Here is a 16,880-nt window from a genome sequence, read left to right as displayed (position 1 = left end):
AGTTCTTTTAAGGGAAAGACATAAATTAAAAGGGCCACTCTATTTCAAGAGTGGCCCTTTTAATTTATTCCCATTTTTGCTTTACGTTTTTATTCCAAAGTGCGGTAGCATATTGCTTAAAAGCGGGCGCCGATTTTTGAAATGCCGGATCCATAGTGTATTTACCACCATAATAATTTTTTGGTGATATTTCAACTTTGGTTGTTCCGCGCATAGCGTGCTTTACGCCGCCTTCGTACATAATAAGTTTCATATTATCAGGGCTTATATCTCCGCGGCAGGCAGTTTGATATAGCATCCAAACTTCGGCAATACCATTTTTATCTAAATCGGTTACAGCAAAACTTCCGGGCACAAATTTGGCCTTAATATCAACCGGGCACTCGTCTACAAAATCTTTTACCTGCCAAACAGGTACCGTTGTATTGCCGGTCGCTTTGTAACAATAAGCATATAAGGCAGCCTTACCCATATCATCTTCCTTGCTGTTAGTAATTCCTGTTTCGGTTGTAAAAGTTACATAGGTGCCGCTTTCATCGGTAAATTGCAGGGCTTTAGTCACTTTGCCACTGTATTTTATTACCGGCGGTATCATACTCGCAGCTAAAGGTTTGGTTTTAATTTGAGCAGTTGCTGTATTTAGTGTGCCCGTAAATAATAAGGCAGCTATTAATAATTGCTTCATGGTTTTATGTTATGTACCAATAACAAGCTTTACAGCAAAAAGTCAGCAGCGCTAATCCATTTTTTACCTTATAAATTTATGGCCAAACATTAAAATCTTTTAACTTCACCATTCGTTATAAATCAAACTGATTGAATCCTTATATGATCATCAAGAAACGGTTACTATTATATATATCGGCATTGCTAACCACGGGTTATGTGAACGCACAAACCGCCGCACCCGACCCTAATATGGGTATAATACCTGCACCGGTTAGTGTACAAAAACAGGTGGGAACATTTGTGTTGAGTCAGGAAACTGCTATTCAGGCTGATTCAACTGAAAACAAGGCTGTTCAGTTTTTAAGCAGCTATCTGCAAAATAAGTTCGCCTTAAAAAATAAAGTGCAGCACTACAAAGGTGGTACGGTAAGTAACGCTATTATATTAACCACGGCCGGTACTGAAAACCTGCCTGCCGAAGGATACCGCTTGACCATAGCGCCACAACAAATAACTATTGCCGGCAAAGGAGCGGGTTTGTTTTACGGGGTACAAAGCTTAATACAAATGCTGCCACTTGAGCGCGCGGCAACAGCAAAATTGCAATGCGCCCGTATTGAAGATTACCCGCGCTTTGGCTACAGGGGTTTGCATCTTGATGTATGCCGTCATTTCTTTTCAGTGGAATTTTTGAAGCGCTATCTTGATTTGATGGCCTCTTATAAGCTTAACAGATTTCACTGGCATTTAACTGATGACCAGGGCTGGCGTATCGAAATCAAAAAGTACCCACGCTTAACGGCGGTTGGTAGCATGCGTGCGCAAAGCCTTATTGGCAACTATCACGACCGTATGCCACAGCAATTTGATGGCATGCCGGTAAGCGGTTATTACACGCAAGATCAAATACGTGATGTTATTGCTTATGCTCAAAGTAAGTACATTACCATTATACCCGAAATTGAAATGCCGGGTCATGCTATGGCTGCACTGGCCGCTTACCCCGAGCTTAGCTGCGACCCTAAACTGGATTACAAGGTTGCCGAAACATGGGGCGTATTTAACAATATATTTTGCCCTACCGAAAAAACCTTCAGCTTTTTGCAGGATGTACTGACCGAAGTAATTGACCTTTTCCCGAGTAAATACATTCACATTGGTGGCGATGAAGCACCCAAGGTGGTTTGGAAGTCATCGCCGGATGCGCAGGCACTCATCAAAAAACTGAAGTTGAAAGATGAACACGAACTGCAAAGCTATTTTATACAGCGTATTGAAAAATTTGTAAATAGCAAAGGGCGCAGTATTATTGGCTGGGATGAGATTTTAGAAGGTGGCTTGGCTCCAAATGCAACAGTTATGAGCTGGCGTGGCGAGGCCGGTGGCATTGCCGCAGCCAAGCAAAATCATACCGTAATTATGACGCCAAGCAGCGCAGGATATTATTTTGATCACTCGCAGGCACGGTCAGATTTGGAACCGTTAGGCATTGGCGGTTTTGCGCCATTGTCAAAAGTATATGCTTACAACCCGGTATCATCGCAAATACCGGCAGCGCAGCAAAAGTTTGTAATGGGCGTACAGGCCAACCTTTGGACGGAGTACGTAACCACCGAAAATAAGGTAGAATACTTAGTGCTGCCACGCTTAATGGCCCTATCAGAAGTGGCCTGGACTCCTTTGGCCAATAAGAACTATACCGATTTTAATGAAGCCCGTATACCTAAGCATCTGGCTTGGTTTGATGCCAATAAGTTTAATTATCGTGTGCCAACGGCTTTGGGTGCAAAAGATACTGCTTACACCGCGCAGCAATTAACGGTTAATTTAAAGGTACCTGTAAACGGGGCCAAAATATACTACAGCATTGATGGTTATGATCCTAACGAAACCAACGAGGTGTATACACACCCGTTCACGTTAAATATTCCGTCTGATCAATACCGTGAGCTTAAAACTATCGTTATAACTCCATCAGGAAAACGCAGTTTAATAACCCGCACGCTGGTGACAAATAATACACCCTTACCTGCGGTAACGCTTACTGGTAAACAGCCGGGCGTTAAATATGAGCTGGTAGCAGGCTTATTTACCAGTACGGGGCAGTTGGATGGAGCAAGGGTGCTTGATACCGGCGTAACCAAAACGTTTAATACGGCAGCGTTTAAAAAAGCCAACCGTACGTTTGGTGTCACTTATGAGGGATACTTCAATGTAGATGCTGATGGCAAATACATCTTTTCAACTCAGAGTGATGATGGTTCTGTAATTTACGTTGATGATACTATGGTGGTTGATAACGATGGCAAGCACAGTTTGTATGAGCAGCCGGGAGAGGTTTTACTGCAAAAAGGTATGCATAAATTTACCCTTAAGTATTTTGAAGCCGGGGCTTTTAGTACTTTGAGAGTGTACTTAACCATGCCCGGTAAGCCCAAAGGTGAGTTTTCAGCAGCCTCTTTAGTATATTAGCTGTAGATAACCTTTCCATATCATGGAGGTTGTTGCAATAACCTGATTAATTAACTATATAATTAAACTTTTAGCTCTCTCAATTGGAGGGGCTACCAAAGCTTATGAACTTTAAGTACTATTTATACCTGCTAGCGGGTTTAGCAACTGCTGTTACGGGCTGCAAAAATACTGCATCTGACAATAAAGGATCAGAAGTTGCAGCACCTGTAGCCACAGCAGCACCTAAATTACAGCAGCCATTCAGGTACCATAAGACTATTGAGGTTGCACCCGGGCTGTACTATGACGTACTAGGCTGGGGCAGAGGCTCGGAATTGGTTGGTGCATACCAGATCTTACGGTCTGACTCTGCATCGGCTAAATACACCACAACCACGGGCGATTATGATGGCCGTATAGTAGATGTATTTAATTCGGATATGGATACTGACGGTAACCCTGAAATTTTCATTCATACCCAGGCCGCCGATAGCACTAACTACGCTGAAGTATTTGCCTTTGAATATAATGACGACAGATCGCGCAAGCTGGATTTCCCCCGTTTAACCCGTTCACAGCGGAAAGGATATCGTGGTAATGATAACTTTTTTATAAAGGACGGTAACCTCATGCGTGAGTTTGACGTTTTTGATGAAGAAGACACGCTTGCAAAAAAACCTATTCAAAAGCGTTTAATTGAGTACAGCTTACGTGGGAATTCATTATCGGCAAGTCAGGTAAGCAAAGATTCAACTGATAACAAGCAAACTGAAACTACTACAGTAGCCGATAAGCCTAAGCGACAAACAAGGACATCTTCATCAAATAATCGTTCAAGCGCCCGCAAGTCTTCATCGTCAAAAAAGAAGACAACTTCTAAAAAGGAAACCAGAAAGAAAAGAAGAAGGCACAGATAGTTTATCTTAAATTTAAGATAAACTATCTGTGCCTTGAAATGGGTAGAATGTAGCTGTTAGTCTACTATTTCTACCTTTTCTAATTCACCGTTTATAAATGCAATTTCATCAGCGCTAAGTTTTACTTCAATTGCTTTGGCATTTTGTGAAGCTTGCTCGGCATTGCGGGCACCAACAAGTGCAACGGTAATACCGGGGCGCTCAATTGTCCAGCGTATTACCAATTGCCCTAAGGTGGCGTTCTTATCATCAGCCAATGGTTTAATTTTATTCAGGAACTCGTTGGTGCGTTTAATGTTCTCTTCTTTAAAAAACTTTACACCCGCACGGTGATCGCCTTCACTAAACTTATGCCCCGGCTTAATCTTACCTGTAAGCAGTCCACGTTCCATAGGGCTATAGGCTAAAATGCTCTTGTTGTTCTCCATACAATATGAAACAATATCAGACTCAATTTTACGATTAACCATGCTGAATGGTACCTGATTTGATGCCAGGGTTATGGTTTGCTCAGCCTCCTGCATTTGTGCAACGCTGTAATTACTTACGCCTGCTTCGCGTATTTTGCCTTGTTCTTTAAGTTTTACTAAAGCCTCCATGGTTTCAGCAATAGAAGTGCTTTCATCCGGCCAGTGAATTTGCAGTAAATCAATATAATCGGTACCCAGGCGTTTAAGGCTGTCTTCACATTCTTTAATTACACTTTCTTTTCCGGCGTACTTATAAATGTCAATGTCTTTACCAAAGTTATCTTTTGATTTAAAACCAAAGGTACCTTTAGTTAAGTCCCAACGCATGCCAAACTTGGTAAGTATTTGCACCTTATCGCGCTGCAAATCTTTTATGGCCCGGCCAACCAGCTCCTCACTTTTTCCCTGCCCGTATATTGGGGCCGTATCAATGCTGGTAATGCCCAAATCATATGCGGCTTGCATAGCCTCAATTGCTTCCTTATCATCGTTTCCGCCCCACATCCATCCTCCGGCAGCCCAGGCTCCGAAAGTAATTGCCGAAACTTCAAGATCGGTTTTGCCTAAATTTCTGTATTCCATAACATTTAAATATAGGTTTAAACAGAGCATTGGTATTAAAGTTGCGATAAAAGGAAAATGAGCAAATAAAACCTAAGGTTGTGATTGAGTTTTGTTCACATATGAAACATTTACAGTCGTTTAATATTTTTATAGGTGATTGCTAAATGGGTGTTACCAAATTTTATATGGTTAGCTATCAGGTTTTGTAATCTCAAATAACAGCTTGCTGCTTTAGACTGGTGTAGTATCACGGGGGCTTTAGCAGGTGTTGAATAATTTATAACTAACTAAGTACATATTTTATGCGGTTAAGGAACCGTGTGTCTAAATACATATTAATAAAGTATTGCCTGGTATTATGGGGAGCATTTTTGCTCTCATCTCAGGTTTTCGCACAGCAAACAATACAAATACGTCCGCGTATAGCGGCACATATAGATTCATTAAACGATGTCATTTATCCGCGGGTAAAGCAAGATGCCGGAAAAGCCTTCGCTATTTTAAACGAAGCCGAAATGCTGGCCTCGCAGTATAAATATACTACGGGGCTTGCGGTAGCTTACCTCAACCAGGCCGATTTGCTTAACCAGCAGGGCTACTCTAAAAGGGCACTTGAGCTATATTACCGTTCCATGCAGCTAAGCCTGGCTAATAACGATATTTATAACGCTGCCCGCGCCGAACAATATATAAGCGTGATAAAGCGCGACGATGGTAATTTTACAGAAGCAGAGAAGTTACTAAATCATACACTTAGCGTTTTCAAAGCGCTCAATAAGCCTAATGATATTATAAACGCTTTATTGAAGCTTGGTTTACTTAAAACCGAACAAAAGGACTACCCGAAGGCGCTTGAGTACTTTAACCAGGCCGAAAAACTCAGTATAAGTTCTAATTATCTGTACGGAAAAAAGAAAAGCTTTTACAACCGTGCATTGCTTTATCAAAAGCTAAGCGAGCCAGATTCAGCAATTGTAAACCTTAATAAGGCACTCGCAATTGATGTTTCATCGGGAGACGAATTGGGCCAGGCACAATCATACCTGGAGTTGAGCCGCATTTATAAAGGCGATGACAATAAAGATCAGGCTGAAAAGTACGCCCGCCTGGCTTACGCTGCTGCTGATAGCGCACAGGCACCGTCATTACTACGCAACGCCGTGCAGTTATTGTTGCGCATTAGCCGTGCCCGTTTAGACAAAGACGCCGTTATACAATGGCAGGAGGAGCTTATTTTTATTGATAATGAAATAGCTGAACGCGAGCGCCGCGAATCAAATAATTTTATTGACGCTTTACGCGCTCAGGAAGAAGAGCAACTGAAAGTGCAGCAAAGGGTGCTTGAGGTGAGTCGTAAAACCGAGCAGCAAAAAACCCTCATAGCGCTTTATACAGGCTTTTTGCTTGTATTTGTGGTAATAGTATTTATGCTGAGCTATAACTACAAAAAGGCAAAGCGCTACAGTTATGAGCTCAATCTTCGTAAAGAGAAAATAGAGCAGCAGGTGAGTTTGCTTGATAAGCTCAATAACGATATTATGAAAACCAACAAACAGTTGGAAGATGATAATGAACTGAAAAGTAAACTACTTTCCATTATAACGCACGATTTACGCAAGCCGCTTGCCAATACGCAAAGTATTATTCATTTGGTAAATATGAACTTGGTTACGCAGGAGGAGGCGCGGGAACTATTCATTCAGTTGGAAGCGCAGTACAACCGCGTAATTACTTTAACTGACAACCTTTTATTTTGGATACGCGGACAAGTCAGTGGTGCAGCAGTTGAACTTAAGCCGGTGAATTTGCACACCGTAGCAGACGCCATAATTGAAGAGCAAAAGATACCATCACACGATAAGAAAATAACTATTTATAACCGGGTTGATGAAGACATGAATTGGATGACAGAAACAGAAACCATCCGTATAGTATTTCGTAACCTGCTTAATAACGCTATTAAATTTACACCAGAGGGTGGTAGCATTGAAGTTTACTCTAACGTAACCGATACTGAAACCTGCGTTACCGTTAAAGATAGCGGTATTGGTATAAGTCCCGACGTTATAAATCGTATAAATGGCGAAAATTATTATACCACCAAGGGTACCCAAAATGAAGAGGGAAGTGGTTTTGGTTTAATGCTCATTCGCGATTTGTTGAAAAAACACAACGGCACGCTTAAAATAGCCAGCGAACCTGGCAAAGGTAGCGCCTTCACCATAAGCTTTCCCATACGCACGTTAATTGCTGATAGCCGGTTTGTAAGTTAAGGTAAGAGGGTTATATTTGTTTACTGCGCCTGTAAAAATATAATCCATGCACTTTGTATCGCCTTACTTTTTGTTTGCACTAACCTCCCTTGCCATACCGGTTCTGGTGCATCTTTTTAATTTCAGGCGGTATCAAAAGGTGTACTTCAGCAATGTGCAATTTTTGAAGGAAGTAAAGGAACAGCAGTCATCACGCCGCAACCTACGTGAGCGTCTTGTACTTGCAAGCCGCTTATTAGCCTTGTTTTTCCTGGTACTTGCGTTTGCCCGGCCTTACATTGCAGCTCAAAAAGCTGTTACACCAGGTACACAGCAGGCAGTAAGTATTTTTGTAGATAATTCTTATTCTATGCAAAGCCTTAATGCCGAAGGTAGTTTGCTTGATGAGGCAAAACGGCGCGCTAAAGAAATTGCATCAGCATACGATATTAATGACCGTTTTCAACTTTTAACGCAAGATTTTGAAGGCCGGCATCAACGTCTGCTTAACCGAGATGAGTTTAATGATGAAGTAGATGCCATTAAAATAAGTCCGCAAAGCCGAACGCTTGCACAAATCAATGCAAGGCAGCAAAGTTTACTCAGCACTAACGGCAGTTCATTAAAATCAGCATATATTATATCCGACTTTCAAAAGCTTGCAACAGGAAAGGACGGAATAAAAAGCGATGGCAATTTGCATACCCAACTCCTGCAAATACGAGCCAACACCATTGCCAATGTTGCGGTTGATTCCGTTTGGATGATTGGCGCCATGCACAGGCCGGGAGAAACCGAAAAAATAGTGGTGAAGCTGCACAACTACGCCTCACAAAATGCCGAAGGCGTACCGCTTAAATTATTGATAAACGGCGAGCAAAAGGCCTTGGGCAGTTACAGCGTTCAGGCACGTAAAACCCGGCAGGATACGCTTACATTTTCGGGCTTGCAGCCTGGCTGGCAACAAGGGCAAATTCAGCTGCAGGACAACCCCGTAACATTTGATAACAGTTTTTACTTCACATTTAACGTTAAGCAAAAAATGCCTATACTGCTGGTAAATGGTGGCATGCCAAACAACTATTTACAGGCCGCATTTAAAGCTGATGATTTTTTTGCCCCTGTTAATACTACTGACGGAAGTATAAATTACTCTGGCTTATCAGGCTATTCCTTAATTGTGATGAGCGATGTAAAAACTATATCGGCCGGTATGGCGCAACAGCTAAAAGCTTTTGTAAACAAAGGCGGTACTCTAGCCGTTTTTCCGGCCAATGAGGCTAATATACAAAGCTACCGCAGTTTTTTGCAATCTGCCGGGGCCGGCTACCCCGTATCATTAAATACCGAAGCAACAAGGGTAAGTACCTTAAACACAAAAAATGCATTGTTTAAAAGCGTTTTTGAAGATGCACCGCAAAACCCTGATTTGCCTGTTGTAAAAAAGTATTATCACATTGAGGCTGCTACGCAAACCAACGCCGAGGCATTAATGGAACTTTCCGGCCGCCAACCATTCTGGATTGGGTATCGTAGTGGAAATGGAAAAATTTATGTATCGGCAGTGCCATTAAGTGAAGATTTTAGTAACCTGCCGCGCCATGCTTTATTTTTGCCAATATTATTCAGAATGGCATTATTAAGCGGGCACGACCAGCCGTTATTTTACACTATTGGTGATAACCTGGCTATTGAAACTATACCGTTACAGGCCAATGAAAAACAAGTTATTAAATTGGTTAACGGTAAACAAACATTTATCCCAGATGTAAGGCAGCAGGAAGGCGGCACCATGCTTTACCTTGCCGATCAGGTACAGCAACCCGGCAATTATCAGCTTAAAAAGCAGGATAGTACTGCAGCTATATTAGCTTTCAATCACAACAGGAGCGAATCTGACTTGGACTATTTAGATAAAAGTGAGCTTGAACGCCTCATTCCTCACAACGCAAAAGTTATACAGCCTGGTAAAGCATCGGTTAAAGACACAATATCAGCTTCAAATTTAGGCCTGCAATTATGGAAACTTTGTATAATTTTGGCACTAATTTTTGTGGCAGCCGAAATATTGCTTTTGCGGTATTACCGTGTAAATAACAAGCAGGTTTCAGGTCTGGTATGATACACTTTCAAAAACAAAAGCCAACTCTACATGAATTTGCTCATTAAGCATGCCACCATTTTACATCCCGGTTCATCACTTAATAATCAAACAGCTGATATTTTAATTGAAAATGGCGTTATAAAAAGCATAGGCTCTGGTTTTGATGCCGACGCCGAGATTTTTGATGCGCAGGGCTGCTATATATCACCGGGCTTTTTTGATTTAAACTGCAATGTTGGCGAGCCTGGGTTTGAAACCAAAGAAGATTTGGTAAGCGGGCTTAAAGCTGCCGCCGCAGGTGGGTTTACAGGCTTAGCGGTAATGCCTCAAACTGAGCCTCCGGTTCATTCAAAAACAGAGGTTGAGTATTTGGTAAACCGCTCAAAGGGAAATTTGGTTGATGTGTATCCGTTAGGTACGATATCGCATAGGCGAGAGGGTAAAGACATGGCCGAGATGTACGATATGTTTAAAAGCGGTGCTAAAGCTTTTACCGACGGTAATAACCCGGTAAAAGATGCCGGTTTAATGGAGCGTGCGTTGTTGTATGCTAAAGGCTTTGGCGCGTTGATTTTTTCATATCCAGAAGATGTGGCCATTGCAGGCAAAGCAAAGGTAAACGAAGGTGTGGTGAGTACGTTGCTTGGCATGAAAGGGATACCCTCATTGGCCGAAGAGCTTATGATAGCACGAGACCTTTATCTTGCCGAATACACCGATTCGCCCTTACATTTTAGTACTATATCAACAGCGCGTTCGGTTGATCTTATTCGCGATGCAAAAGCCAAAGGTTTGAAAGTTACCTGTGATGTTGCCGTGCATCATTTGGTTTTAACAGATGAAGCTTTGCTTGGATTTGATAGTAATTACAAAGTAAAACCACCTTTGCGCACACAGGCTGATGTTGATGCACTTATTCAAGGTTTAAATGATGGTACCATTGATGCCATCGTATCACAACATACGCCGCACGAGATTGAATTTAAAGAGGTTGAGTTTGAAATTGCAGCCTACGGTATAACCGGCTTGCAAACAGTATTGCCCCTTGCGCTAAAAGCCGGATTAACGCCCGAAGTTATTGTTAGCAAGCTTGCTGTTAATCCGCGAAGCATACTTGAAGTAGCTTTGCCTGGATTATCTGAAGGCGACAATGCAAACTTTGTACTCTTTAATACCGAAACGGAATGGGATTTTAATAAACACACGAATCAGTCAAAGTCAGCCAATTCGCCGTTCATAGGCCAAACGCTTAAAGGCAAAGTGATGTTAACCTGCAATAATAACCAGGTACTTAAATTTGCATAAAGTATTGAAGTGGCTGGTTTATATCTCATTAATTTTTTGTGCCGGAGTGGCGCATGCGCAAAGTATTGATGCCAGCAGCCGCAGCAGGCAACTTAAAATTTATTTTGACAGAGGGTTTATACATAAAAAGAAGGACTCGCTAACCTATCAAAAGTTGTTCTTTAATACGTTCCCGGGTAGTTTTGCCACCTTTGATGAGGTTTTTGGCTATGACGATAAAAAGGGTGCTGCACCTTTATATAATGAAGCAAATCAATACACCGACAAGCTTTTTATTACCAAAGTAGTCAAGGTAAATGTTAAAGCGCGTAAGCTCATTCATATTGCGTTAAACGGTAAATGGGATGCCGATGCGATAAGCCATTTTCAATACAAACTGCACCAATTTGTTAAAGGTAACTTTGCAACTTTTTTGGCTGAACTTAACAAAGTTAACAACGCCGAAATTGAATCGGTATGGAAGTTTTGCTTTGATGTGGAGTCGGCAGGTTACCGAAAAAAACTATACGAAGATATTTTTAACCGGCTTGGCAAAAACCAGGCTATGATACAAATACTGTTCTCGGCATATAAAAAAGCTACGTCAGAACAAATTCACTAAATAAACTGTAGATATTTAACCTACTCATTTAAAAGTAAACCAATGATTGATTCAACTATAAAAAACGCTATAAATGCGGCGTTACAGGCATATACAACTTACACACCCATAAACGCCGAAGAATTAAAAACCAAACTTACAGCCGTATTTTCTGCAGAGGACGATTTTTTGAGCAAAGCCGATGCATTGGATGCAGTTTTTAATGATTATCCACAGGCTGATGCATTGCGCGAAGTTTTCTTTGACCTGCTAATGGTTAATTTCTTCAGTGCCGACATTGACCGTTTGGAAGAAGATTATCTTGACTCGCCTGAATGGGCAGATATTGAAGAGCAAACCCTTGATCGTGGTACCGAGCTTCTTAACCTGTTGCTTTATTTGAACGAGTGCCGTGATGAAGCCATAGAGCCATCATTGGAAGATTACCTTACAGAGTTCCTTTTGGTTGAAGATGATGAGTTTCAGGATGAGCACCAGATTTATGAGCCGGTGATTGCCAATCAAATACTGGTTGAAAGTTCACCTGCCGAAGTTCAGAAAGTTGCCTCTAAACTATCTGAAGATGCAGAGTTGCGTGATATTTTTTATCCGATGATGACTTTTTTCCAAAACACACAACCGTCAACCAGCGATGAGGAACTAGTGGCCCAAAATGCCGTTGATAAGGGATTTGATATGGCTGTTTACAGCATTTTGGTTGAGTTTAACAAGGACTAAGCAAAGCTATGGTAGACTTAAATGCAGCTGTACGTAAACAGGGGGCATTACGCGGATTGCTTTTTGGCAGCATTATGCTCATCATTGATGTGCTTAAGCTGTTTTATCTTGCTTATGTGGCAAAGTCTCCTTTGGTGACTTTCGTCTTGCTTTATCCTGTATATTACCTCGTGCTGTTTGGTTTGGCTTTATTGTTTATCAGCAACCTGCGTAGCAAAATTGGTAATTACTGGAGCCTAAAACAGGCAATAACCGGCATTTTTGTAATGCTTATTGTCAGCTCGCTTATATGGAATAACGGGGTAACTCTTTATTCAGGAAAAATCAATCCGGTGGTAGCGCAAAAAGCGCACGCCGGATTGGTTGATATGCGTCGCGGGGCGATGCAATCACAAAAGCAACCTGCCGATAAAATTGAGAAAGAAATTGCCGACATGAACAAGAACTTTGTGGCTACAAGCAACTTTACCATAGGCAGCTTCTTTCAATCACTTACCATATCAATTATTTTGGTTTTTGCCGTGGCTGCTGTGTTAGGCATATTGTTTAAGCGCGAGCAGCCCGCTCAGCAGGCATAACAATATGCTTGTGCGCCCTTAAAGCAACAATACGTCAATACGGTGTGCATGCACCATGTTTAACTTTTCCGACCAGGCAAACACCGTAAACTGCCCGTCTTGCGATGCTACGAGTGCAATTGAGTCATGCTGATCGTGCACAAACTGTGCGGCGGCCAGGTGTCTTGTACCACCGTTTTGAGCCGGGTGTATGCGCGTGGCCTGTACGCCTGATACTGGCTCGGTTATTATAACCTGCTCAACAGGCACACTTTTTTCAGATCGTGATACCTTGGCCCCAAACGCAAGCAAATCATACTGCTGTGTTATAACGGTAGCACCGTCAACCGCAGTAAAGCCTCCTATTATATCAATGGCCTGCAATAGCGCCTCTTGCCACTCAAAGGTGCTGCGTTCCTGCTCTGTATGCTGCATCAAGTCGGCAATAACATGGTAGGGCGGAGTAACCTCATATTTTATGGGATGCACAATAGAATCGCGCCAGTCATGATTATCGCGCGGAACAATTAAAACCAGTCCTCCGCGGCGGTGCAGGCGCATAGCGGCCGACAGCTGCAAAAGGATATTAAATGTTTCGCCCATAAAAGAGGGCAAAGACATATTCATTAGCGAGGCATGCAGCGCCGGGCACTCAGCAATACCCATTGATTTTTCATCAAGTACTTTTATCTGGTCGCCATGCAGTACGGCAATGTTCACAAACTTGCCAAAGCCGCCCAACCTGCGGTGCTTGATAACAAGCAATCCCGGCTCAACTACCTCCAGCACAAAGCATATGCCCGGTACCGTGTGCGTGGTGCCCCAAATATAAAGTTCGTCGTTTTCGTGCCATACGCCTAAATGTATACCCGGTTGTTCAACAGCCGGCGCAAGTTTTACCAGGTTTTGAGGTGTAAGCCGCAAGCGGTTTCCAAAAATCAGGGGCTTGCCGGCTTGTTCGGGTTGCAGCAATGCCAGTGATATACTAACCGAGCGGCCTTCCTCACGGCGCAGGCTTGCCCAAAATGCAATATCAATAACAGCTTCTATTATTCCCGAACTGCAAGCCGTGGCCAAATCCTGCTCGCCCAGGTTGCGTGCAACTTCAATATGTTCGGCAAAGTGTGCTTCAATGGTTTCGGCTACCATGCGGGCTGCCAGGTATGAAGGTTCAGAAAACATAGGCGATTTTTATAAGGCAATGATAAGCATGCCAGGCAACAAACAAGAAGGGTTGATGTAAAATTTGTACCATTTTATTTGCCACCTCCGTGTTCAATTTGTCTGCTTAAAGTCTGTTTGCTGCACATAAGTCATGCTTAATACATATTGGTAGTAAAGGTTTCAATTTTGCAATTTTTCGTTCGATAATTGCAAACGCCCGCCTCTGCTGGTATAGTAAATTTGTACTATTCATAAAATAACACCGTACATGAAATTAAATATATCATTTTGCAAAAAGAACCGACTTGCTAACCGTAATTTATCGGCATTGGCTTTGCCGGCTCCTGTAAGCAAACCCGTTTTGCAACCGGCAACTCAGGAAGTTGAATCATTACCCGCAACGCTAGGTCGGGCGGTGCAACCCCATGAACATATTACGCAGCAGAACATTGTAGGTGAAGAAAAGCAGCTTGCGCTGATGTTTTTAGATATACGCAACTTTACGCCTTTTATGGAGCAGCAATCGCCCTATGATGTGGTTTTTGTAATACGTAAATTATTTGCCTTGTTCAATGATTCGATACAGGAGGCAGGTGGCCGTATTGTTGAAACACAGGGCGATAGTATTTATGCCGTTTTTGGTCTTAATACGGGTATTAAAAATGCCGCTCAAGGCGCACTGGACGCAGCACGATCTATATTTCATGATCTGCAGGTATTTAATGCAGGTTATGCTCAGCCATATTTTAACATGCCTTTTGAGGTAGGTATAGGCCTTCACCAGGGTAGCATTTTGGTGGGCCGGGATGATATTGATTATAGCAACCACACAACCGTTATGGGTTTGCCTGTTAATATTGCATCACGTTTGCAATCAAAAACTAAAGACCTGAACAATGATTTGCTAGTATCAGAAGATATGTTTGCACTTTTGAATTTACCAGGCGATAGTTACGAGAGCCGCTACGTTAAACTAAAAGGTATAACCGAACCTGTACAGGTAAGGTTGATGGGGCAACAGTACAACTACAGGCCCGATAATGATGACATGATGGATTACTTCATGGCAATGGCCGGATAACATCGCCTTATAGCATCACAAATACATGTAAACAAACTGCCGGTAATTGCATTTTCATTGGGTGGTGATACTGTTTTTAAGCAAATACAGTATAATTGCTACTGAAATAAATGACTATACAGCAAATTTTAAGGCAATACTGGCAGCACGATACCTTTCGCCCCCTACAACAACCCATCATTGAGTCGGTTATGCAGGGGCGAGATACACTTGCACTGTTACCAACGGGCGGCGGTAAATCGGTATGTTTCCAAGTGCCTGCAATGGCGATTGATGGAATTTGCCTGGTAATATCACCGCTTATTGCCCTGATGAAAGACCAGGTTGATAACCTGCAGGCTAAGGGTATTGAAGCTATGACCATAGTATCAGGGATGGGCAAGCGCGAGGTTGATATTGCGCTTGATAATTGCATATACGGCCCCGTTAAGTTTTTATACCTCTCGCCCGAGCGTCTCATGAGCGATCTTGTACGCGAGCGTATAAAATACATGAAGGTTAACCTTATAGCTATTGATGAAGCTCACTGTATTTCACAATGGGGTTATGATTTTCGCCCGCCTTACCTGCATATAGCCGGTTTACGTCAACTTCACCCCAAAGTACCTGTAATTGCGCTAACCGCCACAGCCACTGCTGATGTGCGCGATGATATACAGGATAAGCTTCAGTTTAAAGAACGTAACGTTTTTCAGCAAAGCTTTGAGCGTAAAAATATCAGCTACCGCATAGTACGTGAAGAAAATAAGTTGCGCCGTATGCTTGATGTTGCCCGCAGTGTAAAAGGCAGCGGTATTGTTTATGTTCGTAGCCGAAAAGAAACCACCGAGCTTTCCCGTTTTTTTAATGATCATGGTATCCCGGCAGATTACTACCATGCCGGTTTGGCTGCTGATGTACGCACAGCCAAACAGGAGCAATGGAAAAGCAATCACATTCGCATAATTGTAGCTACAAATGCATTCGGTATGGGTATAGATAAGCCTGACGTACGGTTTGTAATGCACCGCGATTTGCCCGAAAGCCTTGAAGCTTATTACCAGGAAGCGGGGCGGGCCGGCCGTGATGAGCAAAAGGCTTATGCGGTTTTATTATTCAATAACAATGACCGGCAAAAGCAGCAGCACAAGTTTGAAGTGAGCTTTCCATCGGTTGATGAAATAAAACAGGTTTACCATTACCTTGCAAATTACTATCAACTGGCCTACGGCGCCGGGGAAGGTTTAAGTTTTGACCTTGATTTAGCAGAATTTTGCAGCCGCTTTAAACTTGATGCCTTAAAAACACTAAATGCCTTGCGCTTTTTAGAGCATGGGGAGTATTTAAGTTTCAACGAAAGTGTGTTTCTTCCGTCAAGATTTGAGTTTGAAATACCCCATGAGGAGCTTTATAATTTCCAGATACAAAACCCGGCGTGGGACCCATTTATAAAAACGCTATTACGTTCATACGGTGGTGCGTTTGATAGCTATACCCGTATACGTGAATTTGATATAGCACGCCGTACCAACCTGAGCGTTCAGCAGGTAAGTGAGGCTATGCAACAGCTTAATGATTATGGAGTGCTGAGCTACCTGCCGCAAACCGATAAGCCGCAGGTGACCTGGCTTAAGCAACGTCATACGGCGGCAAACCTATGGATTGACAGGCAGTACCTTGAAACGCGAAAGGCTGTTTATAAAAAGAAGATGGAAACCATGCTTGCCTTTTGTGAAACAGATGTTTGCAGGAGCCGGCAACTGCTTGCCTATTTTAATGAAGCTGATGCCGCTAAATGTGGCATATGTGATGTTTGCCTGCGCGAAAAGCGACAGGAAGGGGCGGGTGAACTCGCCAACCACATTACTGATGAAATTATGCAGCTGCTTGCACAGGCGCCATTGTCATTAGAGCAGTTGGTTACCGGCCTTAAGCATGGTAAGCAACCCGAAAGACTAACGGTAATAAGACAGTTGCTTGATGCAGGAAGGCTTAAAACCAATGGCGAGAAGTACTATTTATAATATTTAAGCTTGTTGAAAAGCA

General features: G+C 42.6%; 13 protein-coding genes. 10 read left to right on the top strand and 3 right to left on the bottom strand.

Annotated elements, in window-relative coordinates; translation table 11 throughout:
- Positions 1–64 precede the first annotated feature (64 nt).
- Positions 65–685, bottom strand: coding sequence for a M949_RS01915 family surface polysaccharide biosynthesis protein (locus tag QZ407_RS17455; protein ID WP_295773536.1), 621 nt, complete (start codon positions 683–685; stop codon positions 65–67).
- Between the two features lie 143 nt (positions 686–828).
- On the opposite strand from QZ407_RS17455, the gene QZ407_RS17450 reads away from it, so the two are divergent.
- Positions 829–3,141, top strand: coding sequence for a family 20 glycosylhydrolase (locus tag QZ407_RS17450; protein WP_295773534.1), 2,313 nt, complete (start codon positions 829–831; stop codon positions 3,139–3,141).
- Positions 3,142–3,245: 104 nt separating this feature from the next.
- On the top strand, positions 3,246–4,040 hold the full coding sequence (locus tag QZ407_RS17445) for a hypothetical protein (RefSeq protein WP_295773532.1): 795 nt from the start codon (positions 3,246–3,248) through the stop codon (positions 4,038–4,040).
- A 56-nt stretch (positions 4,041–4,096) separates the two neighbouring features.
- On the opposite strand, the gene QZ407_RS17440 is transcribed toward QZ407_RS17445, so the two are convergent.
- On the bottom strand, positions 4,097–5,092 hold the full coding sequence (locus tag QZ407_RS17440; protein WP_295773529.1) for an aldo/keto reductase: 996 nt from the start codon (positions 5,090–5,092) through the stop codon (positions 4,097–4,099).
- A 284-nt stretch (positions 5,093–5,376) separates the two neighbouring features.
- Here QZ407_RS17440 and QZ407_RS17435 point away from each other — a divergent pair, with 284 nt between their 5' ends.
- From QZ407_RS17435 to QZ407_RS17410, 6 genes are read left to right on the top strand one after another with little or no spacing between them, the layout of a single operon-like run.
- Positions 5,377–7,347 carry a tetratricopeptide repeat-containing sensor histidine kinase gene (locus QZ407_RS17435; protein ID WP_295773526.1) on the top strand — a complete coding sequence of 657 codons (1,971 nt, stop codon included), beginning with the start codon at positions 5,377–5,379 and terminating at the stop codon, positions 7,345–7,347.
- A 46-nt stretch (positions 7,348–7,393) separates the two neighbouring features.
- Entirely contained in the window at positions 7,394–9,448 is a 2,055-nt protein-coding gene (locus tag QZ407_RS17430; RefSeq protein ID WP_295773524.1) for a BatA domain-containing protein, read from the top strand.
- Between the two features lie 30 nt (positions 9,449–9,478).
- Positions 9,479–10,735 (top strand): dihydroorotase, encoded by a 1,257-nt coding sequence (locus QZ407_RS17425; RefSeq protein ID WP_295773519.1) that lies wholly within the window; start codon positions 9,479–9,481, stop codon positions 10,733–10,735.
- Between the two features lie 4 nt (positions 10,736–10,739).
- Positions 10,740–11,336 (top strand): hypothetical protein, encoded by a 597-nt coding sequence (locus QZ407_RS17420; protein WP_295773516.1) that lies wholly within the window; start codon positions 10,740–10,742, stop codon positions 11,334–11,336.
- Between the two features lie 42 nt (positions 11,337–11,378).
- Positions 11,379–12,053: a hypothetical protein gene (locus tag QZ407_RS17415; protein WP_295773515.1), complete on the top strand. Its 675-nt coding sequence runs from the start codon at positions 11,379–11,381 to the stop codon at positions 12,051–12,053.
- Positions 12,054–12,061: 8 nt separating this feature from the next.
- A complete protein-coding gene (locus QZ407_RS17410) occupies positions 12,062–12,631 on the top strand; it encodes a DUF4199 family protein (protein WP_295773512.1) in 570 nt (189 codons plus the stop codon).
- Between the two features lie 18 nt (positions 12,632–12,649).
- Here QZ407_RS17410 and QZ407_RS17405 read toward each other — a convergent pair whose 3' ends face one another.
- Positions 12,650–13,792 carry a putative sensor domain DACNV-containing protein gene (locus QZ407_RS17405; RefSeq protein WP_295773509.1) on the bottom strand — a complete coding sequence of 381 codons (1,143 nt, stop codon included), beginning with the start codon at positions 13,790–13,792 and terminating at the stop codon, positions 12,650–12,652.
- A 250-nt stretch (positions 13,793–14,042) separates the two neighbouring features.
- Between QZ407_RS17405 and QZ407_RS17400 the strand changes: the two genes are divergently transcribed.
- Positions 14,043–14,855 (top strand): adenylate/guanylate cyclase domain-containing protein, encoded by an 813-nt coding sequence (locus tag QZ407_RS17400; protein ID WP_295773506.1) that lies wholly within the window; start codon positions 14,043–14,045, stop codon positions 14,853–14,855.
- A 110-nt stretch (positions 14,856–14,965) separates the two neighbouring features.
- Positions 14,966–16,858, top strand: coding sequence for a RecQ family ATP-dependent DNA helicase (locus QZ407_RS17395; protein ID WP_295773503.1), 1,893 nt, complete (start codon positions 14,966–14,968; stop codon positions 16,856–16,858).
- Positions 16,859–16,880 lie beyond the last annotated feature (22 nt).

The organism is uncultured Mucilaginibacter sp., assembly GCF_913773635.1.
Classification (GTDB): domain Bacteria; phylum Bacteroidota; class Bacteroidia; order Sphingobacteriales; family Sphingobacteriaceae; genus Mucilaginibacter.
Note: the sequence above shows the minus strand (reverse complement) of the source record. Positions and strands in the feature narration are given on the sequence as shown.